The following is a 23,486-nucleotide window of genomic DNA, read 5'->3' as shown; positions in this document are numbered from 1 at the left end:
ACGGGGCGCATACGATGCTCGAACCGGAAATCGCCGCGTTCGTCGCGGCCGTCGACGCGGCGTATCCGGCCGACACGGCGGCGCGCTCACCCGACGAGCAACGCCGCATCTACGATCGCTTCGCGTCCGCATGGACGCCCGCCGCACTGCCGCCCGATATCGTGCGGCACGATGCGGTGTGGCACGCACCGCACGGACACCCGATCGCGCTGCGGCGCTATGCGCCCGCTCGGGGCGAACCGCGCGGCACCGTACTGTTCTTTCATGGCGGCGGCTTCGTCGTCGGCTCGCTCGACAGTCACGCGCTGATCACCGCGCAACTGGCGGCCGACACGGGGCTTGCCGTGATCGCGGTCGATTACCGGCTCGCGCCCGAGCATCGCGCACCGGCCGCACTCGAGGATTGCCTGGCCGTCATGCGTGCCGCGCGCGACGCACACTGGCCATTCGGCTCGTGCGCGCGCCCGTTGACGCTCGCGGGCGACAGTGCGGGCGGCAATCTCGCTGCCGCCGTCGCAACCGCGCTGCGCGATGCGGGCGAGGGTGGCCTCGACGGCATCGCACTCGTGTATCCGATGCTCGGCATCGAACCGCAATCTCCCGCACGCGAAACGGAAGCGCACGCGCCGATGCTCACGCTCGACGACGTCCATCGCTATCGCGCACTGTACTGGGGTGGTGGAGGGCGCGTTGCGCCGAGCGATGACGATCCGCTGCTGCGTGCATCGGTGCCGCTCGCGGCGTCGCGTTTCGACAATCTGCCGCCCGTGCTCGCGATCGGCGCGGAACATGATCCGCTGCGCGACGATGCGCGTGTCTATGTCGAACGCATGCTCGCGGCCGGCGGCGCTGCGCGTTACTGGATGGGGAAGGGGCTGGTGCACGGCTGCTGGCGCGCGCTCGGAACGAGCCCGCAGGCGGCGCGGATGCACCGGATGGTCGGTGAGTTTCTGCTCGCACCACGTGCGTAGCGGGCATTTCCGGGAGCAAATGATGCAGGCAGCGCAAGAGCGTATCGAGGACTGGCGGACGTTTTCCAGCGAGGCGGCGATCGCGGCGGCGGCGATCGGCGATGGCACCGTGGAGGTCGAATGGACCGACGCGCGACGATCGCCGTTTCACTTCGACTGGCTGCGCGACAACTGCGCGTGCCCGTCGTGCGTACATGCTGTCACGCGCGAACAGACGTTCGAGATCGTCGATGCACGCGACGATCTCGAGGCGCACGCGGTGCGCGTCGAAGCGGACGGCGCGCTGCACGTCGAGTGGAACGACGGGCACCGCAGCGCATGGTCGTCCGGCTGGCTGCGCGCCCACGCGTACGACGACGCGTCGCGCGCGGCGCGTCTGGCCGCACACGGGCGTCACATGTGGACGGGCGGCGATGCGGCGGCGATCGGCGTGTTCGCATGGCGCGACGTGATGCACGACGACGATGCGTTGCAGGCATGGCTCGCCGCGTTGCAGCGCACGGGGCTCACGCTCGTGGAAGGCGTGCCGGCCGAACGCGGGCGCGTGGACGAGATTGCGCGCCGGGTCGGGCTGGTCCGGGAGACCAATTTCGGCGTGCTGTTCGACGTCGAATCGAAGCCGCGCCCGGACAGCAATGCCTATACGTCGCTGAACTTGCCGCCGCATACGGACCTGCCGACGCGTGAATTGCAGCCGGGCGTGCAGTTCCTGCATTGCCTTGCGAACGACGCAACGGGCGGCGACAGCGTGTTCCTCGACGGCTTCGCGCTCGCCGACGCGCTGCGGCGCGAGCATCCGGTCGATTTCGCGCAACTGACGTCAACGCCGTTCGAGTTCTGGAACAAGAGTGCGAGCAGCGACTACCGCTGTTGCGCGCCGGTGATCGGGCTGGATGCGCGCGGCGAGGTCACGGAAGTGCGCGTCGCGAACTTCCTGCGCGGGCCGCTCGATGCGCCGGCCGATGTGGTGGCGGCCGTCTATCGTGCATACCGGCGTTTTCTCGCGCTGGCGCGCGAGCCGCGCTTTCGCGTGCAGCGCCGGTTGCGGGCCGGCGACATGTGGGCGTTCGACAATCGCCGCGTGATGCATGCGCGCACGGAGTTCGATCCGTCGACGGGTCGCAGGCATCTGCAGGGCTGCTACGTCGATCGTGATGAACTGCTGTCGAGGTGGCGCGTGCTGTTGCGCACGGCGTCTGCCGCGCACGGCGGGTGACACCGCACACCGCTTCCGGAATCATTCGAAAAAGCGCCCGGACGCATGGCGCCCGGGCGAAGCCACCCGCTGCCGGGCGGCGGAGGTATGCGTTTCACAAAAAGGACGAGCCCGCATGGCGGGCTCGTCCGGATACAACATCGTCGCGCGATGCGCGGTGCGCCCGCTGGGGGCGCGTCGGCTTACTGGCCGAAGAAGACCGAGTCGCGAGCGTTCGACTTCGCTGCGGCAGCCGGGGCGCCCGAGTGGACGACCGGAGCCGGTTGCGCGCCGTAGCCGCTGGCGTCGGCACCATGAACACGCGCTTCCGCCGACTGGATGTCGTTCGGGTAGTACGGGCTCGACAGGCCCGGCTTGTAGCCGGCTTGTTCGAGCTGGACCAGTTCGTTGCGCACTTGTGCGCGGGTCACGGTGCTTTGTGCGAAAGCGCCGAACGAAGCGGACAGGGCGACAGCGGCAACAACTGCGGAAACGAGCGATTTCATGATGACCTCCGGTGTTTTATTGGGTTCGCTTTCGACACCATGTCTGCAGCGATTGACTAAATCTTAGTCACCGGCCGGTTCAGGGTAAACGCTGATTTTGACGATAGATTGTTTCCTGGGCAGTAACAGTGGCGCGTCGAATCAGGCTTTCATCGAGCTTTCGTTTCGTTGGGTGCAATAAGTATGAAGAATGGCGGGGCGACTGCGCACGGTTCAGCGCAGCTCGGCCGCCGTGTCGAACGGCTTGGCCGGCGGCCGGCCGGCGGGCACGCCCGAGCTCAGGAAACGCACGCCCGTCGCGGCCTCCGACGCTTCCCACAGCAGCGCCGCCACGGCCACGTCGCGGGCCGCGCGCGGCACGCTCGCCGGTGCCGGCAGGCCGCGCGACTCGAACCAGCCGGACGGTCCGATGTACGCGCCGCCTGTCAGGTCGGGCGACGTCGCCGCATGAATGGCTGGCAGCGCACCCTGGTCGGCCGGTTGCGCGAGATAACGGTTCGCCGCGCGCATCAGCGCGGCGCGGGTGGGCGAACGCTCCATCGCGGGGCCCGCGAGCTGCAGGTTGGTCGCCGCGTAGCCGGGATGCGCGGCGACGCTGATTGCCGCAAACGCCGCGCGCTGAAAGCGGCGCTGCAGTTCGATCGCGAACATGAGGTTCGCGAGCTTGCTGTCGCAGTACGCGAGATAACGGTTGTAGCGGTGCTCGGCGCGCAGGTCGTCGACGTGGATCCGGCCGCCGCGGTTGAAGCCGCTCGACATCGTCACGACACGCGCCCGATGCGCGGCGCACAGCGCGGGCAGCAGATGGCCGGTCAGCGCGAAATGGCCGAGGTGGTTGGTGCCGAACTGCATCTCGAAGCCGTCGCGCGTATGCCGCAGCGGCAGGAACATCACGCCGGCGTTGTTGCAGAGGATGTCGACGCGGCCGTGGCGCGCCGAGACGTCGGCGGCGAAGCGCTGGATCGATGCAAGATCGGCGAGGTCGAGCGGATCGACTTCGACCCGTGCGGCGGGATGGAGACGGCGGATCGCATCGGCGGCTTGCGCGGCGCGCGCGGCATCGCGGCAGCCCATCACGACGGTCGCGTCCTTGGCGGCCAGCGTTTCCGCGATTTGCCAGCCGAGGCCGCTGTTGGCGCCGGTCACGACCGCGACCTTGCCGCCTTGCGCCGGGACGTGGCGCGCGCTCCATGCATGCATGTCTGCCTCCATCGGCGTGGGCGATGCACCACGACGCGTAATCGTTACATTGAATGATGTAACGATAGTCCGCGCAGGCGGGACAGACAAGCGGGGGAATTAGACCGGCGGTTCCAGGGCGGGCATGCGAATCTCGCAGCCGGCCCGCGGCCCGCGGCCGGCGGGCGTTATCGGCTGCCGGCCAACGCGAGCACTTCGGCGGCGGAGATCATCGCGGCCGCATTCGCCGGGGCCGGGCGCTCGGCCGGGCGGAATACTTCGTCGCCGCGCTGGATCACCTGGCGCGACAGCGCGCAGGTGCCGGTGCGCTGCGCGAAGCGGCGGCGCCAGCGCTGTTCGCCGTAATGACAGCGGCCGGGTTCGACCCAGCGGACGACGAGCAGCGTATCGGAACGTTCGAGGATTTCGACGTGGACGTCGGCGGGATCGAGCGCAGGCAGGGATTTGGAGGCCTTCATTTTGCCGTTTCCTAAAGCTCGTGCGGTTCGGCCGTGGCAGTGGATGTCACTACCCAAAGACGAATCCGTAGCGGTTTCCATGAGTGGTGCGCTAAATGTAAGCGTCTGTGACCGGAAAAAACATCCTGTCTGGCTCAAATTACCTTTTGCCGATTTAGAAACAATCGGCGCGCATTTTCTTGAGAAACCAGCGACAAAAGCGCCCCGGACGCGGACGCCCGGGGCGGAAAATCGGGCCGCGCCACCGTGTCTGCTCGCTCAGTCACGTGGACACCGCGGGGGACGGAGGGGCCCGTCAGAGATTGGCGACGGGCGGGGTGCGGTGTACCGGGAAGCGCGGTCCGGCAACGCCATGATCGCGCGCGCCCCCCGTTGACACCCTGACGGGAACATGACTTTTTTGTCAGTTTCGCCCGGCCATCCCGCGGCCCGGGGCATCGAAAACCTCCGCAAACCCCCGTCGATATTGGCTTTGCGCGACGTACGGTCAATCGACGGCGTCCGAAAAAACGGCATTGCCATCGCCGAAGACACCGCCTTCGGCCCGATTCTGCCGCTCGGGAAAATACTGAATCCCACGTTCGTGACAAATCCGGGATCTGCACCTATGATTGGTTGGACCTTTAGTCCTTTGTGCCAATGAGCCGGCGTGTCCGGCTTTTACAGGAGAGGTGCTCATGAGATTGCAGGGCAAGCGCGCGCTGGTGACGGCGGCCGGGCAGGGTATCGGCCGCGCGACGGCGCTGCGGTTCGCAAGCGAGGGGGCCGACGTGCTGGCGACCGACATCAACGAAGCCGCGCTCGCGCAACTCGCGGCCGACGCCGAGCGCGCGGGCGGCCGGCTGGCCACGCGGCGGCTCGACGTGACCGATGCGGGCGACGTCGCGGCGCTCGCCGCGCAGGAGCGCGCATTCGACGTGCTGTTCAACTGCGCGGGCTTCGTCCACCACGGCTCGATCCTCGCCTGCGACGACACCGCCTGGGCGTTCTCGCTGAACCTCAACGTCACGTCGATGTACCGGCTGATCCGCGCGCTGCTGCCGGCGATGCTGGAAGCGGGCGGCGCGTCGATCATCAACATGGCGTCTGCCGCGTCGAGCGTGAAGGGCGTGCCGAACCGCTTCGTCTACGGCACGACCAAGGCGGCCGTGATCGGCCTGACCAAGGCGGTTGCCGCCGATTTCGTCGAACAACGCATTCGCTGCAACGCGATTTGCCCGGGCACGATCGAGTCGCCGTCGCTCGAGCAGCGGATTGCCGAGCAGGCGCACACGCGCCAGGTGTCGATCGACGCCGTGCGCCAGGCGTTCGTCTCGCGTCAGCCGATGGGCCGCATCGGCACCGCGGACGAAGTGGCCGCGCTCGCGCTGTATCTCGCGTCCGACGAAGCGTCGTTTACCACCGGCGCGATTCACCTGATCGATGGCGGCTGGTCCAACTGACCCTCTCCCATTGACTACGCATCCCTATTCACTTTCCGTTTCCGCTTAAACGATATGAAACTGCTGAGATTTGGCGACAAACATCATGAGAAACCGGGCCTGCTCGATGCGCAGGGAAAGATCCGCGACCTGTCGGGCGTGATCGACGACATCGCCGGCAATGCGCTGACGCCTGCGTCGCTCGCGCGGCTGCGCGACATCGAGCCGTCGTCGCTGCCGTTGGTCGAGGGCACGCCGCGGCTCGGCGCGTGCGTCGGCCGCGTCGGCAAGTTCATCTGCATCGGGCTCAACTATTCCGACCATGCGGCCGAATCGGGGATGGAAGTCCCGACGGAGCCGGTCGTGTTCGGCAAATGGACAAGCGCGATCTCGGGGCCGAACGACGACGTCGAGATTCCGCGCGGCTCGGAGAAAACCGACTGGGAAGTCGAGCTCGGCGTCGTGATCGGCCAGGGCGGCCGCTATATCGACGAAGCCGATGCGCTGTCGCACGTCGCCGGCTACTGCGTGGTGAACGACGTGTCGGAGCGCGAATACCAGCTCGAACGCGGCGGCACGTGGGACAAGGGCAAGGGCAACGACACGTTCGGCCCGCTCGGCCCGTGGCTCGTGACGGCCGACGAAGTGCCCGATCCGCACGCGCTGCGGCTGTGGCTCGAAGTGGACGGCCACCGCTACCAGAACGGCACGACCGCCACCATGGTGTTCCGCGTGCCGCACCTGATCAGCTACCTGAGCCGCTTCATGAGCCTGCAGCCGGGCGACGTGATCTCGACCGGCACGCCGCCGGGCGTCGGGCTCGGCCAGAAGCCGCCCGTCTATCTGCGCGCCGGGCAGGTGATCACGCTCGGCATCGACGGGCTCGGCGAGCAGCGTCAGCGCACCGTGCAGGCCTGATTCCCTTTAACGGACCGTTCGTCATGCCTATCATTCGATCGATGCGCGTCCTCGACGTGCGCTTCCCGACCTCGCGCCAGCTCGACGGCTCCGATGCGATGAATCCGGACCCCGATTATTCGGCTGCGTACGTCGTGCTCGAAACCGACCACGACGGGCTCGAAGGCCACGGACTCACGTTCACCATCGGGCGCGGCAACGAAATTTGCTGCGCGGCGATCGACGCGATGCGTCACCTCGTCGTCGGCCTCGACCTCGACTGGATCCGCGAAGACATGGGCCGCTTCTGGCGGCACGTGACGTCGGACAGCCAGTTGCGCTGGATCGGCCCCGACAAGGGCGCGATCCACCTGGCGACGGGCGCCGTCGTCAACGCGGTGTGGGACCTGTGGGCGAAGGCGGTTGGCAAACCGCTGTGGCGGCTCGTCGCCGACATGAGCCCCGAGGAAATCGTGCGCGCGATCGATTTCCGCTACCTGACCGACTGCCTGACGCAGGACGAGGCGCTCGACTTGCTGCACCGGCAGGTGCCGGGCAAGGCCGCGCGGATCGCGACACTCGAGCGCGAAGGCTACCCGTGCTACACGACGTCGGCGGGCTGGCTCGGCTACAGCGACGACAAGCTGCGCCGGCTGTGCCGCGAGGCGGTGGACGCCGGGTTCGACTACGTGAAGCTGAAGGTCGGCGCGAACCTGGAGGACGACATTCGCCGCGTGACGATCGCGCGCGAAGCGATCGGCCCGGATCGCAAGCTGATGATCGACGCGAACCAGGTGTGGGAAGTCGACGAGGCGATCGACTGGGTGCGCGAGCTCGCGTTTGCGAAACCGTGGTTCATCGAGGAGCCGACGAGCCCCGACGACGTCGAAGGGCATCGCAAGATTCGCGAGGCGATCGCGCCGGTGCAGGTCGCGACCGGCGAGATGTGCCAGAACCGCGTGCTGTTCAAGCAGTTCATCGAGCGCGGTGCGATCGACGTCGTGCAGATCGACGCGTGCCGGCTCGGCGGCGTGAACGAGATTCTCGCGGTGATGCTGCTGGCCGCGAAGTACGGGCTGCCGGTGTGTCCGCACGCGGGCGGCGTCGGGCTGTGCGAGTACGTGCAGCATTTGTCGATGATCGACTACGTGTGCATTTCCGGCACGAAGGAAGGGCGCGTGACCGAGTACGTCGATCACCTGCACGAGCATTTCGTCGAGCCGTGCGTCGTGCGCGGCGCGGCGTATATGCCGCCGACGGCGCCCGGCTTCTCGATCGAGATGAAGCCGGAATCGCTGGAGCGGTATCGGTTCCGCGGCTGACGCACACGGCAAGATGGCCGCGCATGGCCCGCGCGGCGACAACATGAACGACGGAGACGTGAAGTGGATTTGAATCTGCAAGACAAGGTCGTGATCGTGACCGGCGGCGCATCGGGCATCGGCGCCGCGATCTCGATGCGGCTCGCCGGCGAAGGCGCGATTCCGGTGGTGTTCGCGCGTCACACGCCGGACGATGGCTTCTGGCGCGCGCTCACGCAGAAGCAGCCGCGCGCCGCGTGCATGTCCGTCGAGCTGCAGGACGACGCGCAGTGCCGCGACGCGGTTGCGCAGGCCATCACGCGTTTCGGTCGCATCGACGGCCTCGTCAACAACGCGGGCATCAATGACAGCATCGGTCTCGATGCCGGGCGCGATGCGTTCGTCGCATCGCTCGAGCGCAACCTGATCCACTACTACGTGATGGCGCACTACTGCGTGCCGCATCTGAAGGCAACGCGCGGCGCGATCGTCAACATTTCGTCGAAGACGGCCGTCACCGGGCAGGGCAACACGAGCGGCTATTGCGCATCGAAGGGCGCGCAGCTCGCACTGACACGCGAATGGGCGATCGCACTGCGCAACGACGGCGTGCGCGTGAACGCGGTGATCCCGGCCGAGGTGATGACGCCGCTCTACCAGAACTGGATCGCCGGCTTCGACGATCCGGACGCGAAGCTTGCGGAAATCGCCGACAAGGTGCCGCTCGGCAAGCGCTTCACGACAGCCGACGAGATTGCCGACACGGCCGTGTTCCTGCTGTCGGAGCGCGCATCGCACACGACGGGCCAATGGCTGTTCGTCGATGGCGGCTATACGCACCTCGATCGCGCGATCGGCTGAGGACGGCGATCCATGCAACCCGACCCGAACCTGAACACCGCGCCGCCGCTGATTGCCTTGAGCGGCGTCAGCAAGCGCTTTCCGGGCGTGCAGGCGCTCGACGATTGCCGGTTCGACCTGCGCGCCGGCGAAGTACACGCGCTGATGGGCGAGAACGGCGCCGGCAAGTCGACGCTGATGAAGATCCTTGCCGGCGTGTACCAGAAGGACGGCGGCGAGATCCGGATGGACGGCCGCGCGGTGGAGATCGACGATCCGCGCGCCGCGCAGGCGCTCGGGATCGGCATCATCCATCAGGAACTGAACCTGATGAATCACCTGAGCGTCGCACAGAACATCTTCATCGGCCGCGAGCCGCGCGGCCGCTTCGGCGTGTTCGTCGATGAAGACAAGCTGAACCGCGACGCGGCCGCGATCTTCGTGCGGATGCGGCTCGATCTCGATCCGCGCACGCCGGTTGGCCGGCTGACCGTTGCAAAGCAGCAGATGGTCGAGATCGCGAAGGCGCTGTCGTTCGATTCGCGCGTGCTGATCATGGACGAGCCGACCGCCGCGCTGAACAACGCGGAGATCGCCGAGCTGTTCCGCATCATCGGCGACCTGCGCGCGCACGGCGTCGGCATCGTCTACATCTCGCACAAGATGGACGAGCTGCGCCAGATCGCCGATCGCGTGACGGTGATGCGCGACGGCAAGTACGTCGCGACCGTGCCGATGGCGGACACGTCGATGGACGCGATCATCGCGATGATGGTCGGCCGTCAGCTCGATACGGCGTTTCGTGCGCCGCCCGATACGTCGGCCAACGACGTCGCACTCGAAGTGCGCGGGTTGTCGCGTGGCCGCGCGATCCGCGACGTGGGCTTCACGCTGCGTCGCGGCGAGATCCTCGGCTTCGCGGGGCTGATGGGCGCGGGCCGCACCGAGGTCGCGCGCGCTGTGTTCGGCGCGGATCCGGTCGACACGGGCGAGATCCGCGTGCACGGCAAGACCGTGACGATCCGCACGCCGGCCGATGCGGTCGCGCACGGGATCGGCTATCTGTCCGAGGACCGCAAGCACTTCGGGCTCGCGGTCGGGATGGATGTGCAGAACAACATCGCACTGTCGAGCATGCGGCGCTTCGTGCGCCGCGGCCTGTTCCTCGATGCACGCAAGATGCGCGACACCGCGCAGTCGTACGTGCGCCAGCTCGCGATCCGCACGCCGTCGGTCGCGCAGCCGGCGCGCCTGCTGTCGGGCGGCAACCAGCAGAAGATCGTGATCGCGAAGTGGCTGCTGCGCGACTGCGACATCCTGTTCTTCGACGAGCCGACGCGCGGCATCGACGTCGGCGCGAAAAGCGAGATCTACAAGCTGCTCGACGCGCTTGCCGCCGACGGCAAGGCGATCGTGATGATCTCGTCGGAGTTGCCCGAGGTGCTGCGCATGAGCCACCGGATTCTCGTGATGTGCGAAGGGCGCGTGACCGGCGAGTTGCGCGCGGCCGACGCCACGCAGGAAAAGATCATGCAGCTCGCGACGCAGCGCGAGTCGACCGTATTGTCCTGATTCAGACGCTTACCCGATCATGTCCAACGATACGCATTCCGTTCCGCCCCTTGCTTCCGGCGACACGCCGGCCGCCGCATCGAGCCTGAAGTCGCGCTTCTTCAACCCCGCCGCGAGGCAGAAGCTGCTCGCGCTCGCGAGCCTCGTGCTGCTGATCGTGTTCTTCAGCTTCGCGTCGTCGAACTTCCTCGATGTCGACAACCTGGTATCGATCCTGCAGGCCACCGCCGTGAACGGCGTGCTGGCCGTCGCCTGTACCTACGTGATCATCACGTCGGGCATCGATCTGTCGGTCGGCACGCTGATGACGTTCTGTGCGGTCATGGCCGGCGTCGTGCTGACGAACTGGGGCATGCCGCTGCCGCTCGGGATCCTGGCCGCGCTGTTGTTCGGCGCGCTGTCGGGCAGCGTGTCGGGCTTCGTGATCGCGAAGATGAAGGTGCCGCCGTTCATCGCGACGCTCGGCATGATGATGCTGCTCAAGGGGTTGTCGCTCGTGATCTCGGGCACGCGGCCGATCTACTTCAACGACACGCCGGGCTTCACGTCGATCGCGCAGGATTCGCTGATCGGCAACCTGATTCCCGCGCTGCCGATTCCGAACGCGGTGCTGATCCTGTTCCTCGTCGCGATCGGCGCGTCGATCGTGCTGAACCGCACCCTCTTCGGCCGCTACACGTTCGCGCTCGGCAGCAACGAGGAAGCGCTGCGGCTGTCCGGCGTGAACGTCGACGCATGGAAGATCGCCGTCTACACGTTCAGCGGCGCGGTGTGCGGGATCGCCGGGCTGCTGATCGCGTCGCGGCTGAATTCCGCGCAGCCGGCGCTCGGCCAGGGCTACGAGCTCGATGCGATCGCGGCCGTCGTGATCGGCGGCACGTCGCTGTCGGGCGGCGCGGGCAGCATCGTCGGCACCATCATCGGCGCGTTCATCATGAGCGTGCTGACCAACGGCCTGCGCATCATGTCGGTCGCGCAGGAATGGCAGACGGTCGTGACCGGCGTGATCATCATCCTCGCCGTCTACGTGGATATCCTGCGCCGGCGCCGCCGCTGACGCACGAACATACATACGCATCCGCTTCACCGCCGGCCGGGCCGGCATTTCATTCGATACATTCGATACCAACCAAGGAGACGCGAAGTGATCAGGAGCAAGGTGTTGAACGCGATCGTCGGGCTGACGTTCGCCGTCGGCATGACGGCCGGCGCGCAGGCGCAGGAAACCTACATCCCGCTGATCTCGAAGGGCTTCCAGCATCAGTTCTGGCAGGCCGTGAAAGCGGGCGCGATGCAGGCCGCGAAGGACTACAAGGTGAAGGTGACGTTCGAAGGCCCCGAAACGGAGGCGATGGTCGACAAGCAGATCGACATGCTGTCCGCCGCGATCGCGAAGAAGCCGGCCGCGCTCGGCTTCGCGGCGCTCGACAGCAAGGCCGCGCTGCCGCTCCTGAAGAAGGCGCAGGCCGAGAAGATCCCGGTGATCGCATTCGACTCGGGCGTCGACAGCGACATCCCGGTCACGACGGCCGCGACCAACAACAAGGCTGCCGCCGCGCTCGCCGCCGACAAGCTCGCCGCGCTGATCGGCGACGAAGGCGAGGTGGCCGTGGTCGCGCACGACCAGACGAGCCGCACCGGCATCGATCGCCGCGACGGCTTTCTCGAACGGATGAAGTCGGCGCACCCGAAGGTGCGGATCGTCACCGTGCAGTACGGCGAAGGCGATCAGTTGAAGTCGACCGAGGTGACGAAGTCGATCCTGCAGGCGTATCCGAAGCTCAAGGGCCTGTTCGGCACCAACGAAGGCTCGGCGATCGGCGTGGTGAACGGCGTGCGCGAGATGAAGCGCAAGGTCGTGATCGTCGGCTACGATTCGGGCAAGCAGCAGAAGGACGCGATCCGCAGCGGGCTGATGGCCGGCGCGATCACGCAGAACCCGATCGGAATCGGCTACAAGACCGTCGAGGCGGCCGTGAAGGCGATCAAGGGCGAGAAGCTGCCGAAGGTCATCGATACCGGTTTCTACTGGTATGACAAGACCAATATCGACGACCCGAAGATCGCGGCGGTGTTGTACGACTGAGCGTGACGTGATGTGATGCTGCGGGCGAGAGCGAACCACGAGGACACCATGGGCGCAGTGCGTATCGATTCCCATCAGCACTTCTGGCGTTACCGCGCGGCCGACTATCCGTGGATCGGCCCCGGAATGGGCTTGCTTGCCCGCGACTACCTGCCCGACGCGCTGTGGCCGCTGATGCATGCGCAGGCGCTCGGCGCGTCGATCGCGGTGCAGGCGCGCGCCGGGCGTGACGAGACGGCGTTCCTGCTCGATCTTGCCTGCGACGACGCGCGCATCGCGGCGGTGGTCGGCTGGGAGGACCTCGGTGCGCCGGCGCTCGCCGATCGCATCGCCGAATGGCGCAGCCCGAAACTGCGCGGCTTTCGTCACCAGGTGCAGGACGAAGCCGATGTCGGCGCGTTCGTCGCGGATCCCGCGTTCAATCGCGGCGTCGCGTGGCTGCAGGCGAACGGCTATGTGTACGACGTGCTCGTGTTCGAGCGCCAGTTGCCCAACGTGCACGCGTTCTGCGCGCGGCACGACGCGCACTGGCTCGTGCTCGATCATGCGGGCAAGCCCGCGCTCGCCGAGTTCGACCGCGACGCTACGGCGCTCGCGCGCTGGCGTGCCGGGCTGCGCGAGCTGGGCGCGCTGCCGCACGTCGTCTGCAAGCTGTCGGGTCTCGTGACCGAGACCGACTGGCGGCGCGGCCTGCGCGGCCGGGACATCCGGCACATCGAGCAATGCCTCGATGCGGCGCTCGATGCGTTCGGCCCGCAGCGGCTGATGTTCGGGTCGGACTGGCCCGTGTGCCTGCTCGCGGCGTCGTATGACGAAGTGGCGTCGCTGATCGAGCGCTGGGCCGAGGCGCGGTTGTCCGCAGCCGAGCGCAACGCGTTGTGGGGCGGCACGGCCGCGCGTTGCTATGCGGTGGCGCGCGATACGAAGCCCGGCATATAGAATAGGCGCGAACGGCCTGATGCTTCATTCGTCAGACCGTCCGCAACGCAACCGCTTACCTGTATCAACGTATGTCCATCCAGCCGATTCAGAACCGCCGCCTGTACCAGCAGATCGCCGACAAGCTCAGCGCGATGATCGAGTCCGGCGATTTCCCGCCGGGCAGTTATCTGCCGCCCGAGCGCGAACTGGCCGAACGATTCGGCGTGTCCCGCACGTCGGTGCGCGAGGCGCTGATCGCGCTCGAGGTGAACGGGCTCGTCAGCGTGCGTGTCGGCGACGGCGTGAAGGTGCGCCAGCCCGAAGCGGCTGCCGTACCCGAACCGCAGCCGGATACGACCGTCGCGCCGTTTTCGATCGTCGAGATCGATCCCGAACTCGGCATCGCGCTCGACCTCGATACCGAAATCCCGCCGTTCGCGCTGCTGCAGGCGCGCAGGCTGATCGAGCCGGAAGCCGCATCGCTTGCGGCGAAACACGGCTCGGACACGCAGATCGAAGGGATTTACGAGGCGTTCCTGCGCAACCAGGAAGACAACCGCAGCGGCTCGCTCACGCATCCGGGCGACCGGCTGTTCCATATCCGCATCGCGGAAGCGAGCGACAACCCGGCTTATGCGCTGATGATCAAGCAGTTGCTCGCGCACAAGTACGACCTGATGTTCCAGCGGCTGCAGTCGCTGTACATGCCGAACGACATGCCGCATCGCTCGGAGCTCGAACACCGCGCGATCCTCGACGCGATCCGCGCGCGCGACCCCGAGGCCGCGCGCCGCGCGATGGCCGAGCATCTCGACGAAGTGATCCGGATCTTCGGCCGCGCGCTCGACTGAGCGCGCGTGGTCAGAAGCGGTCGGCGCGGTAGGGCGTCGGATCGGTGAAGGGCGTCTCGCCCGTCATCATCTCGGCCAGCAGGCGCCCGGAGACGGGCCCGAGCGTGAGCCCGTGATGGTTATGCCCGAACGAGAACCACAGCCCGCGATGTGCGGGCGCGGGGCCGATTACCGGCCGCATGTCGGGCGTGCACGGCCGGAAGCCGAGCCACGGCTGCGGATCGAGCCGCTCGCCGAAGCCGAACACCGGGCGCGCGACGCGTTCCGCGCGATCGAGCTGCACGCCCGTCGGCGGCAAGCCGCGCCGCGCGATCTCGACGCCGGTGGTCAGGCGCAAACCGCGCCGCATCGGCGCGATCACGTAGCCGTATTCGCGATCGACGATCGGTGCTGACGGCGCGCCGCGTTCGGAGGGCGCGTAATGCATGTGATAGCCGCGTTTCTCGCGCAGCGGAATCCTGTAGCCGAACTTGCCGAACACCGTGTCGGACCACGGGCCGAGCGCGACGACCACGGCCGGCGCCGCGATCCTGCCTTCTTCCGTCGTGACCTGCCAGCCTGGCGAGAGCGCGTCGAGGCTCGCGGCATCGCCGGTGAGCAGCGTGCCGCCGCCTTGCACGAAGAGTTGCGCGTAGGTTTTGACCAGCGCGGACGGGTCGACGACGCTTTTCGGATCGAGCCAGTGCAGCGCGCCGCAGAAGCCGGCCGCGAGGCTCGGTTCCTGCGCCCGAAGTGCCGCGGCATCGAGCGGCGTGATGCCGAGCCCGTGACGACGCGCGGTGAGCCCCGCATCGGCAGCCGCGCGTTCGAACGCGGCCGGCGTGCGAAACGCTTCCATCCAGCCGCTGGCACGCACCAGCTCTCCTGCGCCGGCGCGCGCGATCAGCGCGTCGTGCTCGACGATGCAGCGCTCGATCAGCGGCAGCATGTCGCGTGAGGCGGCTGCGTGACGCATCGGTGCCGACTCCCACCAGAAGCGCGCGAGCCACGGCGCGAACGCGGGCAGCGACGTGCTGTGCCAGTAGAGATCGGTGGAGCGGTTCAGCGCGTAGCGCATCAGCGTGAACGGGCTGCGCGGAAACGGATACGGTTCGATCGACGAGCGCTCGATCAGCCCGGCGTTGCCGAAGCTCGTGCCTTCGCCGGGCGCGCCGCGGTCGACGAGGGCCACCTTGCGGCCGCGATCCTGCAGGTGCAATGCGGCGGACACGCCGACGATGCCTGCGCCCAGAACGATTACGTCGAAGTCCATCGTGTAAGTGGCCGTTGGCGGGGCGCCTGGCCGCGGTGCGGAATGTGCGCCCTGGTTGGATATCGTTCGAACCGCAAGCATACTCGTGGCGGCACGGTGCACCAAGAGGGCACGCGTGGCCGACACAGTGTGGATGGCCCGCGCGCGACGATTCGCGATCGTCGCGATCAGGCGGGGCAGTAGCGTGCATGGGTTCCGGCATTGTGGAGTGACGCGCGATGCTCGAGTCGACCGCACACGCGTACGCAGCGGCGTTGCAGCGCTTCCGGGCAACCGGCAGCGTGTGGCTCGCGGCGGACGAGATTCCGGCCGGCGCCGAGGTGCCGGCGGCGTGGGGCGCGTTGCTGACTGCTTCGGATGATCGGGTTGCCGACGCGCTCGCGCAGATGTGGACCGATGTCATCGATCGTCTGCCGGCGGTTGCGCAATTCTTTCGCGACAAGCTCGCGCGGCCAGCCGTGTTCTGCAGCGACGATGGCGACGTCATGCTGCTGTATCCGTACACGGTCGAGCACGGATCTCGTGTGGACGGCATTTCAGAACGGCAGCGGCGACTATCGGTGCCTCGATCTGCGCGACAGTGCCGGCGATGGCAGCGCGACAGGACGGCTCTGGCGGCACGAGAATCCGACCAGACTCGATCCCGTGGATTTCCGGGCCGTCGTGAACGCATGGTTCGAAATCTTCGTCGAGGAAGCCGACAAGTGGTAACTCGACACCCGCGCGTGGCGGATATGCCGCGCGTGCGTTTGCGTACATCGTCGCGCCTCGTTTCTGCGTACTGTATGACGTAAATCGCGGGTGTATCCCACTGGTTTGGGATACGAATTTTTACCTAAGATGGAAGCAATCGTGCGTGTGATACGGTGCCGGCACGCGCATGGCAAGCAGGGCAGCGCCGGGAACGACTGCAACAGATGTTTCCATCATGGATGCAAGTGTGTGCGCGGCGGTCGCGAATCATGCGACCGTATCGACGCCAGCTGGCGCGGCGGCAATCGTCGCGCGGACGGCGTCCGGCCGGTCGGGCCGAGTCGCCTCGTTGCGCCATGCGTTCATCGCAATCGTTTGCGTTCTGAGCGTTGCGCCGATGGTCCTCGCCGGGGTTCCCGCCGAAGCGGATGTTCCGTTCGATACGGTGCAGATCGCCGCCGCCGCGAGTCCCGCCAATCCGGCCAGTCCCGCGATTTCTTCACACGACTCCTCCGTGCGTCAGGTCGTGCTCGGCATCGTCAGTTTTACGCGCTGGCCGACGACTCCCGTTCGCCTGCATCTGTGCGTGACCGGCCGGCCCGACTACGCGGCCGGCCTGACCGACACGTTGCAGGCCGGCTCGACCGTGCTCGACGTGCAGCGCGTGCGCTTCGACGATCCCGGGCTCGGCATTGCATGCGACGTCGTCTATCTCGGCGCCCTCGGCAACGATGAACGAACCCGGGTGAGGGCTGCGCTGGCCGGCCATCCGGTGCTGACGATCGCCGAACACGACGAGTCCTGCACCGCTGGCGCGATGTTCTGCCTCACGGTCGATGGCGCACACGTCACGTTCGACATCAATCTCGACGCCGTCGCACGCAGTGGCGTGCGCGTGCATCCCAATGTCCTCAATCTCGCGCGACGGCCGCTGACGCCATGACACGTTCCGCGCCGTCCATTTCGTCTTCACGCATGCCGCGCCCGACGCTGCAAAGCGTGCTGCGCCGCGCGCATTTGCGCCTGGCCTTCGTCGCGGTTGCGATGGCCGCCGTGTCGCTGATCGTCGTCGCCGTGATCGCGTTGCGTGCGTATGCCGGCAACAACCTGAACCTGCTGGCCCGCTCGCTCGGTTATACGGTCGAGGCGGCGCTCGTGTTCGGCGACCGCGTCGCGGCGAACGAGGCAATCGCGACGATCGCGAACGACGAGGACGTTGCACAGGTGGTGGTCACCGACGGCAAAGGCCAGTTGTTCGCGACCTGGAAGCTGCCCGCCGCAGGCCGGATTGCCTGGCTCGAGCGTGGCGTCGCCGATCTCGCGCTGCCCGGGCCCGTGACCATCCCGGTGACGCACGACGGTATCGTCGTCGGCCAGGTCATCGTGCGTGGCCGCGGGCATCAATTTTTCGGATTCCTGCTCGGCGGTATCGGCGGTATTCTCGGTTGCCTGGCCGTCAGCGTGCTCGGCGCGTATGTCAGCTCGAAGCGTCTGCTGCGCAATATCGTTGCGCCGCTGCGTGCGCTCGCCGGCGTCGCACATGCCGTGCGGCGCGAGCGTGCGTTCGCGCGGCGCGTCGAGCCCGCGATGATCGCCGAGCTGAACCAGCTCGGCGACGACTTCAACGCGCTGCTCGACGAATTCGAAGACTGGCAGAATACGCTGCGCGACGAGAACGCGTCGCTCGAACACAAGGCGACGCACGATGCGCTCACGGGGCTGCCCAATCGCGCGCAGTTCGAGTCGCGTCTGTCGCTTGCCCTGTGCGACGCCGTGGTGACGGGGCAGCGAGTCGCGATCCTGTATCTGGATTGCGACCGCTTCAAGGAGATCAACGACTGCCTTGGCCACGATGCCGGCGACGCGGTGCTGGTCGGTGTCGCGGCGCGGCTGCGCACGCAGGTGCGCGAGACCGACCTGGTCGCGCGCCTGGGCGGCGACGAGTTTGCGGTGATGCTGGGCGCTGTGCGCGAAACGGACAGCGTGTGCCGGATTGCCGATGAGATCTTGTCCGGCATGGTGCCGTCGATCGAGCTGTCCGACGGACGCATGGTGGCCACCATGATGAGTGCCGGTGTAGCGCTGTATCCCGATCATGCGTCGGACGCGAGCGGCTTGCTGCGCGCGGCGGATGCCGCGATGTACCGCGCCAAGCGTGCGCGGCCGGGGTCGTGGCAGTTGGCGGAGGGCGTTGCCGGGCCGGTTTGATGTCCATCGTTTCGCGCTGCGGGCGAGGCCGCGGCGGCGGGATAAGAAGCGCACGCGACGCGGGCGCATACGAAGGGGTCGATGATGAAAAACTCGTTGCCTGTGAGCATTGGGCGGATGTGCGTCGGGAGCGCGGTGCTGCTGTGCTTGCTGCTTGCCGGATGCAATACGCCGCCGCCGCTTCATCGGGGGCTCACGCAGACGCAGGTCACGGCGCTGAAGTCGGCCGGGTTCCAGGAAACCGAGCAGGGGTTCGAGTTCGGGTCGACCGGGCCAATTTTGTTCGACTTCGATCGGTATAACCTCCGGCCGGATGTCAGGCGGATTGTCGAGCGGATCGGAAGGACATTGAGGTCGGCAGGGATCAATGGCGTGCGGGTTTACGGGTACTCGGACGAGGAGGGGGAGGCTGCCTACGATCTCGAGTTGTCGAGGCGGCGGGCGGAGGTGGTGGCGATCGAGCTCGTGGACGTGGGGTTGGATCGGAAGCAGATTGCGGTTGTCGGCAAGGGGAAGAGCGATCCTGTCGGGGACAACCGGACCGTAGCCGGGCGGGCGCAGAATCGGCGAGCGGCGATCGTGGTTTCGCCGAGGTGAGGGGGCGCATCGGGCATTCGCGCGCAGCAATTGCGAGTCGTCGCCTGCCGATACGCAATCCGCCCGGTCTGCCGCTGAATGCATGGACATTGGAATGTCTTGATGCGTTCGGCTGTAACGGTTTGCCACCATTGCCACGCAGATGCCGGAGCGTCTGATCACACGTGGCGGACCTTGATGTTTATGGCGTCCGGGACGGACAGGCGTGGTGAAACCGTCATGCGTGACCGGAAGCTGCCCGGTAAATTCGAAACGCGATTTTCAATTGCCTGAATAGAATCGTTCCGCATTTTTTTAACGCTGCATGGCCAATCGGCGAGCGCAGCGGCCACCGGAACGTGTATGGCCCTCGAACCCAACGATCTGCTTCCGCACTTCGAACGCGAGATCGCGCTGCTGCGCCGTTCGATGCAGACCTTCGCGCAGCGTTACCCCAAGATCGCGGCACGCCTGGCGATTACCGGCGAGCGTTCGGAAGACCCGCATGTCGAGCGTCTGCTGCAGTCGTTCGCGTTGATGGCGGCGGCTCACGACATCCGCCTCGACGATGATGTGCCGGCGTTTACGCACGCCCTGCTCGAATCGCTGCACGGCGCGTTCCTGCGCCCGTTTCCCTCCTGCGCGATCGCGCAATTTCATGGTGACTGGACCGACAAGCAGACTGCACCTCGCGTCATCTGTCGCGGTGATCGATTGATCGCACCCGCCGGCCTGGAAGTATTTCGTACGTCGGATGACGTCACGATCGTGCCGCTGACTGTTGCGGCGGTGCGTTACGCGACGTCGGCGATCGCGCCGCGAGACGCGGCGTTGCCCCCGGAAACGACCGGGTTGCTGACCGTCACGTTCGAGCTGACATCGACGGAAGCGACCTTCGCGATCGTGCCGGACACGTTGCGTCTGCACTTCTCCGGCGCGCGCGAGGTCGTCGCGGCGCTCACGGACGCCGCGCTCCTGCTTGCCGTACGAAGTTTCGCCGAAGCCGGCGATTCCGGTCGCTGGAAGCGTCTTCCGGGCGCGGCATTGACGGCCGTCGGCCTCGAGCCGACCGATGCGCTGCTCGACATGCCGCCTGATGACGCCCTCGGGCCGTTTCACCTGCTGATGGAGTACTGCGCTGTTCCGGAGCGTTTCGACTTTGTCGACGTCGACATGCGACCGCTCAAGCGGGCCGCCGGCGCCAGTCGTCGCGTCGCGCTGCATCTCGCGATCGCCGGTGTGCATCCCGACTCGCATCGCGCCCGGCGCCTGGCCGCCGCGACGGCCGACCATGTGCGCTTGTTCTGTACGCCGGTGATCAACCTGTTTCCGGACGATGCCGCGCCGATCGAGACGCACGCCGGTTGCGCGTATTACCCGGTGAAGGCGCTTGCACAAGCAGGTACGTCGCAGACGGACATCTGGTCGATCGACGCCGTTCGTCAGGTTTCCGACGCGGGACCATCCACCCTCGCGCCATTCCATTCGCTACGGCACGGCATGGACGGCCGTCCGGGGTTGTTCTGGACGGTATTGCGCGACGAGGCCAGGCGGGCACCGAAGCAGAAGCCTGTCGATTCCGACGCCAAACAGGCGGACAAGGCACCGACGCCGGCCCCAGCCTCGGACGACACGCCAGAACCGCTCCACGGCGTCGAACTCCAATTGACCGATCGGGACGGCCGACCTGCCGATCCGGGCAAGCGCAAACTGGCGATCCGGCTTTCGTGTACGCAGGGTGACCTGTCCGGGATGCAGGCGCGCGAGCTGGCGCTGGCGAAAGGCGACCCGGTGGGAACGATCATGCTGCTGAACCGGCCGACCCGGAGCCGGGCGCCGGCTTTCCGCTACGGGGCGCTGTGGGATCTGCTGTCGCTTCTCGTGCCGCAGGCGATCCGGTTGGACAAGGGCGGCCTGACCCAGCTCAGGCGGCTGTGCGCGCGCTGGGCGGAAGACTCCGTCGACGCCGGGCGGCGCTTCGATGCGCTCGTCTCGTTGTCGACCGCCCGCGTGCGGTGCTGGCTGCCCGGCAAGCCGGCGTCGGCGTTCGTGCAGGGGCTGGAAGTGCGATTGGTCGTGGACGAGCAGCGTTTCGCCGGGTTCAGCCTGTGCGGGTTCGCGCACGTGATGGACTGGTTTTTCGCGCCGTACGTGCCGGTCACCAGCTTCGTGCAGGTCGTGCTGTTTTCGGCTCAGACCGGTGCGCTGCTTCGGCGCGGACAACCGCGTCCCGGCGTCCAGCCGCTGGTCTAGATTTCGATTATCGGGGTGCAAACGAAAACGTTTGCGCGACGTCTTTCGCACCGAGGGGTTTTGACCTACATTATCGAGGCCTCGGGCCGGGAAACCGGCCGATAGAACCTGAGAACATAAGCAAGGAACAAGAATGAGTTTCGCTCCGAACGGGGGTATTCCCAACGGTTTGGGCGGCAGTGCGCTTGGCTCCCTGAGTGCGCTTGGCGGCCTTGCCGCGCCGATCGCGTCGAGTGTGGCCGGAAGCCTCGGGCCGCTTGCCGGCCTGGCCGGGCACGTCGACACCGTCCAGCGCGCGATGCAGCTCGCGCAAACCGGCTTTTCGCTGATGGACAAGACGCCCGGCGCGATTGCCGAGGCGATCAACGGCGCCGCCAACCCCGCGCGCCTGACCCAGCTCAATCGTTACGTGACGCTCGATACGCCGCTTGGGCCCGACGTGCTGCTGGTCAGCGCGGCCGTCGTCGACGAGTACGTGAACCGGTTGCCGGAAATCCATCTCGACCTACTGTCGCATCGCCACGACCTGCGCCCGGACGACCTGATCGGCCAGCAGGTCAAGATCCGGTTCGACCAGCAGGCCCGCTTGTCGACGCTCGAGCGCGTCGTCGCATCCGGCACCGGCGATAACGATCGTTACTTCGACGGCTACGTTGCGTCGTTCGACCGGGCCGGCAACCCCGGGAACGTCACCCAGTATCACCTGACGGCCGTGCCGTGGTTCTGGTTCCTGACGCGCTCGACCGACTGCCGGATCTTCCAGAACAAGACCGCGCAGGACATTCTCACCGAGATTTTCCAGGAGCACGAGTTTTCCGATTTCGTGTTCGATATCCGGACGAGCCAGAAGCCGCTCGAGTACGTCGTGATGTATCAGGAGACCTACTACAACTTCTGCGCGCGGTTGATGGAGCAGGAGGGGCTGGTCTGGACGCATCGCTACGAGAAGGACAAGCACTTTCTCGTGATCGGCGACACGAACCTGCTGTTCCGTCCGATCAACGGGCTGGCCACCGTGCCGTTCGCCGCGACCGAGGCGAGTGAGGACAGCGGTATTGATCAGTTACACGAAGGACGGCGTTTCGGTGTCGGCAAGGTCACGTTTCGCGACTTCAACTACCAGAACCCGTCGTCGCCGCTGATGCTGGTGGAGGCCGAGCCGCAGAACCTCAAGCACGCGCGGCTCGACGCGACCGAACGGTTCGAGCACCAGTCGCTGTACGACCATGGCGACGACGGCAACCGCTACGCGCGTTTCGCGATGGAGGCCGAAGAGGTACAGGCCCATCGCTACACCGGTGGCGGCTACGCATGGCGCATGACGACGGCCGGCGCGGTGACCGTGGCCAATCACCCGGTGCTCGAAAACAACCAGGAATACGTGATCCTGCACGTGCGTCACGAGGCCGTGAACGACTACACGCAGCACAGCGCAAAGCTGCCGTACCGCAACAGCTTCGCGCTGTTGCCGAAGAAGATTCCGTATCGCGCGCCGCGTGCGACGCCGAAGCCGGTGATCCATGGCACGCAGTCGGCGATCGTCGTCGGTCCGAAGGGCGAGGAAATCTATACGAACGGGAGCGCCGTGAAGGTGCACTTTCCGTGGGACCGGCGCGGCAAGAAGGATGGGTCCGACTCGATGTGGGTGCGCGTGTCGCAACCGTGGGCGGGTGATGGCTGGGGGGCGGCCGCGATTCCGCGGATCAAGCAGGAAGTGCTCGTGGCGTTCAATCAGGGTGATCCGGACAACCCGGTGATCGTCGGCCGCGTGTTCAACGGCGAGCAAGGCAACCCGTATCACGGTGCGGCCGGGCAGACGATGGGGATCAAGAGCCAGACGCACAAGGGGCAGGGGTCGAACGAAATCCGCATGACCGACACGAACGGCATGCAGGAATTCTTCATGCATGCGCAGAAGGACATGAACACCGTCGTCGAGAACAGTGAGACGCACAAGGTGCTGGGGCCGATGCGTACCGTCCTCGTGGCGACCGGCAGCGAAGAGAAGCAGATTCCGCAGGGCAACCTGACCGAGACGATCGCGGAGAAGCGCGCCACGACCGCGACCACCGTCGAGGTGACGACGCCGGCCAAGGATGGCGGCGGCGGGACGCAAGCCTACGTGGCCGAGCGCGGCATTCTGCTGAAGGTGCAGGACAGCTCGATCTCGCTCGCGCCGGAAGGCATCCGCCTCGAGCACAAGGGCTCCGTGATCCTGATGACCGACGACGGCGTGATGGTCAACGGCAAGCGCATCGATCTCAACAAATAATTCAAACGACACC

21 protein-coding genes are annotated in these 23,486 nt (G+C 66.6%); 17 read left to right on the top strand and 4 right to left on the bottom strand.

The features are described 5' to 3' along the window. The first annotated feature begins 14 nt into the window (after positions 1 to 14). Entirely contained in the window at positions 15 to 971 is a 957-nt protein-coding gene (locus tag AC1Z3W_RS13610; RefSeq protein WP_483507757.1) for an alpha/beta hydrolase, read from the top strand. 22 nt (positions 972 to 993) lie between these two features. Continuing rightward, the gene (locus AC1Z3W_RS13605; protein ID WP_483507756.1) at positions 994 to 2,187 is read left to right on the top strand and encodes a TauD/TfdA family dioxygenase; all 1,194 of its coding nucleotides are present in this window, start codon (positions 994 to 996) and stop codon (positions 2,185 to 2,187) included. A gap of 182 nt (positions 2,188 to 2,369) precedes the next feature. On the opposite strand, the gene AC1Z3W_RS13600 is transcribed toward AC1Z3W_RS13605, so the two are convergent. The 3 genes from AC1Z3W_RS13600 to AC1Z3W_RS13590 all read right to left on the bottom strand — a co-directional run bounded on the left by AC1Z3W_RS13600 (position 2,370) and on the right by AC1Z3W_RS13590 (position 4,330). Then, positions 2,370 to 2,672, bottom strand: coding sequence for a DUF4148 domain-containing protein (locus AC1Z3W_RS13600; protein WP_057927502.1), 303 nt, complete (start codon positions 2,670 to 2,672; stop codon positions 2,370 to 2,372). Between the two features lie 213 nt (positions 2,673 to 2,885). Beyond that, positions 2,886 to 3,872, bottom strand: coding sequence for an oxidoreductase (locus AC1Z3W_RS13595; protein ID WP_483507755.1), 987 nt, complete (start codon positions 3,870 to 3,872; stop codon positions 2,886 to 2,888). A 167-nt stretch (positions 3,873 to 4,039) separates the two neighbouring features. Further along, the gene (locus AC1Z3W_RS13590) at positions 4,040 to 4,330 is read right to left on the bottom strand and encodes a DUF3331 domain-containing protein (protein WP_006749506.1); all 291 of its coding nucleotides are present in this window, start codon (positions 4,328 to 4,330) and stop codon (positions 4,040 to 4,042) included. Positions 4,331 to 5,007: 677 nt separating this feature from the next. Here AC1Z3W_RS13590 and AC1Z3W_RS13585 point away from each other — a divergent pair. From AC1Z3W_RS13585 to AC1Z3W_RS13545, 9 genes are all read left to right on the top strand, one after another. Next, positions 5,008 to 5,772 carry an SDR family oxidoreductase gene (locus tag AC1Z3W_RS13585; protein ID WP_057927501.1) on the top strand — a complete coding sequence of 255 codons (765 nt, stop codon included), beginning with the start codon at positions 5,008 to 5,010 and terminating at the stop codon, positions 5,770 to 5,772. A gap of 54 nt (positions 5,773 to 5,826) precedes the next feature. Next, complete coding sequence (locus tag AC1Z3W_RS13580) at positions 5,827 to 6,669, top strand: ureidoglycolate lyase (RefSeq protein ID WP_483507754.1); 843 nt, start codon at positions 5,827 to 5,829, stop codon at positions 6,667 to 6,669. Positions 6,670 to 6,692: 23 nt separating this feature from the next. Next, complete coding sequence (locus AC1Z3W_RS13575) at positions 6,693 to 7,970, top strand: L-fuconate dehydratase (RefSeq protein WP_057927499.1); 1,278 nt, start codon at positions 6,693 to 6,695, stop codon at positions 7,968 to 7,970. Between the two features lie 63 nt (positions 7,971 to 8,033). Then, positions 8,034 to 8,810 carry an SDR family oxidoreductase gene (locus tag AC1Z3W_RS13570; protein ID WP_057927498.1) on the top strand — a complete coding sequence of 259 codons (777 nt, stop codon included), beginning with the start codon at positions 8,034 to 8,036 and terminating at the stop codon, positions 8,808 to 8,810. 12 nt (positions 8,811 to 8,822) lie between these two features. Continuing rightward, entirely contained in the window at positions 8,823 to 10,361 is a 1,539-nt protein-coding gene (locus tag AC1Z3W_RS13565) for a sugar ABC transporter ATP-binding protein (RefSeq protein WP_483507753.1), read from the top strand. Between the two features lie 19 nt (positions 10,362 to 10,380). Further along, positions 10,381 to 11,418 (top strand): ABC transporter permease, encoded by a 1,038-nt coding sequence (locus tag AC1Z3W_RS13560; RefSeq protein WP_124833897.1) that lies wholly within the window; start codon positions 10,381 to 10,383, stop codon positions 11,416 to 11,418. Positions 11,419 to 11,505: 87 nt separating this feature from the next. Continuing rightward, positions 11,506 to 12,447, top strand: coding sequence for an ABC transporter substrate-binding protein (locus AC1Z3W_RS13555; RefSeq protein WP_057927495.1), 942 nt, complete (start codon positions 11,506 to 11,508; stop codon positions 12,445 to 12,447). Positions 12,448 to 12,495: 48 nt separating this feature from the next. Beyond that, on the top strand, positions 12,496 to 13,386 hold the full coding sequence (locus AC1Z3W_RS13550) for an L-fucono-1,5-lactonase (protein ID WP_483507752.1): 891 nt from the start codon (positions 12,496 to 12,498) through the stop codon (positions 13,384 to 13,386). Positions 13,387 to 13,457: 71 nt separating this feature from the next. Continuing rightward, the gene (locus AC1Z3W_RS13545; protein WP_057927494.1) at positions 13,458 to 14,219 is read left to right on the top strand and encodes a FadR/GntR family transcriptional regulator; all 762 of its coding nucleotides are present in this window, start codon (positions 13,458 to 13,460) and stop codon (positions 14,217 to 14,219) included. Positions 14,220 to 14,229: 10 nt separating this feature from the next. Here the strand turns inward: AC1Z3W_RS13545 and AC1Z3W_RS13540 are convergent, their stop codons facing one another. After that, complete coding sequence (locus AC1Z3W_RS13540; protein WP_057927493.1) at positions 14,230 to 15,471, bottom strand: NAD(P)/FAD-dependent oxidoreductase; 1,242 nt, start codon at positions 15,469 to 15,471, stop codon at positions 14,230 to 14,232. A gap of 218 nt (positions 15,472 to 15,689) precedes the next feature. On the opposite strand from AC1Z3W_RS13540, the gene AC1Z3W_RS13535 reads away from it, so the two are divergent. The 6 genes from AC1Z3W_RS13535 to AC1Z3W_RS13510 all read left to right on the top strand — a co-directional run bounded on the left by AC1Z3W_RS13535 (position 15,690) and on the right by AC1Z3W_RS13510 (position 23,473). Then, positions 15,690 to 16,265 carry a hypothetical protein gene (locus AC1Z3W_RS13535; protein WP_483507751.1) on the top strand — a complete coding sequence of 192 codons (576 nt, stop codon included), beginning with the start codon at positions 15,690 to 15,692 and terminating at the stop codon, positions 16,263 to 16,265. 134 nt (positions 16,266 to 16,399) lie between these two features. Further along, entirely contained in the window at positions 16,400 to 17,107 is a 708-nt protein-coding gene (gene yfiR / locus AC1Z3W_RS13530) for a regulatory sequestration protein YfiR (RefSeq protein ID WP_483507750.1), read from the top strand. Further along, positions 17,104 to 18,372, top strand: coding sequence for a diguanylate cyclase DgcN/YfiN (gene dgcN / locus AC1Z3W_RS13525; protein WP_124833901.1), 1,269 nt, complete (start codon positions 17,104 to 17,106; stop codon positions 18,370 to 18,372). The genes yfiR and dgcN overlap by 4 nt, the downstream gene beginning before the upstream one ends. Before the next feature lie 84 nt (positions 18,373 to 18,456). Beyond that, positions 18,457 to 18,969: an outer membrane lipoprotein YfiB gene (gene yfiB / locus AC1Z3W_RS13520; RefSeq protein ID WP_057927621.1), complete on the top strand. Its 513-nt coding sequence runs from the start codon at positions 18,457 to 18,459 to the stop codon at positions 18,967 to 18,969. A 342-nt stretch (positions 18,970 to 19,311) separates the two neighbouring features. Then, a complete protein-coding gene (tssF, locus tag AC1Z3W_RS13515; RefSeq protein ID WP_124833902.1) occupies positions 19,312 to 21,201 on the top strand; it encodes a type VI secretion system baseplate subunit TssF in 1,890 nt (629 codons plus the stop codon). Between the two features lie 133 nt (positions 21,202 to 21,334). Further along, positions 21,335 to 23,473, top strand: coding sequence for a type VI secretion system Vgr family protein (locus AC1Z3W_RS13510; RefSeq protein WP_483507749.1), 2,139 nt, complete (start codon positions 21,335 to 21,337; stop codon positions 23,471 to 23,473). The last annotated feature ends 13 nt before the right edge of the window (positions 23,474 to 23,486 follow it).

Source organism: Burkholderia sp. 10_S31 (assembly GCF_056930375.1).
The sequence above is the reverse complement of the archived record's forward strand: the minus strand, read 5'-3'. Positions and strand labels throughout refer to the sequence as shown.

Bases quoted from the DNA above. Each gene is read 5' to 3' on its own strand.
- dgcN (WP_124833901.1), top strand. From the start codon at position 17,104: ATGACACGTTCCGCGCCGTCCATTTCGTCTTCACGCATGCCGCGCCCG.
- AC1Z3W_RS13550 (WP_483507752.1), top strand. From the start codon at position 12,496: ATGGGCGCAGTGCGTATCGATTCCCATCAGCACTTCTGGCGTTACCGC.
- AC1Z3W_RS13580 (WP_483507754.1), top strand. From the start codon at position 5,827: ATGAAACTGCTGAGATTTGGCGACAAACATCATGAGAAACCGGGCCTG.
- tssF (WP_124833902.1), top strand. From the start codon at position 19,312: ATGGCCCTCGAACCCAACGATCTGCTTCCGCACTTCGAACGCGAGATC.
- AC1Z3W_RS13590 (WP_006749506.1), bottom strand. From the start codon at position 4,330: ATGAAGGCCTCCAAATCCCTGCCTGCGCTCGATCCCGCCGACGTCCAC.
- AC1Z3W_RS13535 (WP_483507751.1), top strand. From the start codon at position 15,690: ATGCTCGAGTCGACCGCACACGCGTACGCAGCGGCGTTGCAGCGCTTC.
- AC1Z3W_RS13545 (WP_057927494.1), top strand. From the start codon at position 13,458: ATGTCCATCCAGCCGATTCAGAACCGCCGCCTGTACCAGCAGATCGCC.
- AC1Z3W_RS13540 (WP_057927493.1), bottom strand. From the start codon at position 15,471: ATGGACTTCGACGTAATCGTTCTGGGCGCAGGCATCGTCGGCGTGTCC.
- AC1Z3W_RS13565 (WP_483507753.1), top strand. From the start codon at position 8,823: ATGCAACCCGACCCGAACCTGAACACCGCGCCGCCGCTGATTGCCTTG.
- AC1Z3W_RS13585 (WP_057927501.1), top strand. From the start codon at position 5,008: ATGAGATTGCAGGGCAAGCGCGCGCTGGTGACGGCGGCCGGGCAGGGT.
- AC1Z3W_RS13595 (WP_483507755.1), bottom strand. From the start codon at position 3,872: ATGCATGCATGGAGCGCGCGCCACGTCCCGGCGCAAGGCGGCAAGGTC.
- yfiB (WP_057927621.1), top strand. From the start codon at position 18,457: ATGAAAAACTCGTTGCCTGTGAGCATTGGGCGGATGTGCGTCGGGAGC.
- AC1Z3W_RS13610 (WP_483507757.1), top strand. From the start codon at position 15: ATGCTCGAACCGGAAATCGCCGCGTTCGTCGCGGCCGTCGACGCGGCG.
- AC1Z3W_RS13600 (WP_057927502.1), bottom strand. From the start codon at position 2,672: ATGAAATCGCTCGTTTCCGCAGTTGTTGCCGCTGTCGCCCTGTCCGCT.
- AC1Z3W_RS13575 (WP_057927499.1), top strand. From the start codon at position 6,693: ATGCCTATCATTCGATCGATGCGCGTCCTCGACGTGCGCTTCCCGACC.
- yfiR (WP_483507750.1), top strand. From the start codon at position 16,400: ATGGATGCAAGTGTGTGCGCGGCGGTCGCGAATCATGCGACCGTATCG.
- AC1Z3W_RS13605 (WP_483507756.1), top strand. From the start codon at position 994: ATGCAGGCAGCGCAAGAGCGTATCGAGGACTGGCGGACGTTTTCCAGC.
- AC1Z3W_RS13560 (WP_124833897.1), top strand. From the start codon at position 10,381: ATGTCCAACGATACGCATTCCGTTCCGCCCCTTGCTTCCGGCGACACG.
- AC1Z3W_RS13510 (WP_483507749.1), top strand. From the start codon at position 21,335: ATGAGTTTCGCTCCGAACGGGGGTATTCCCAACGGTTTGGGCGGCAGT.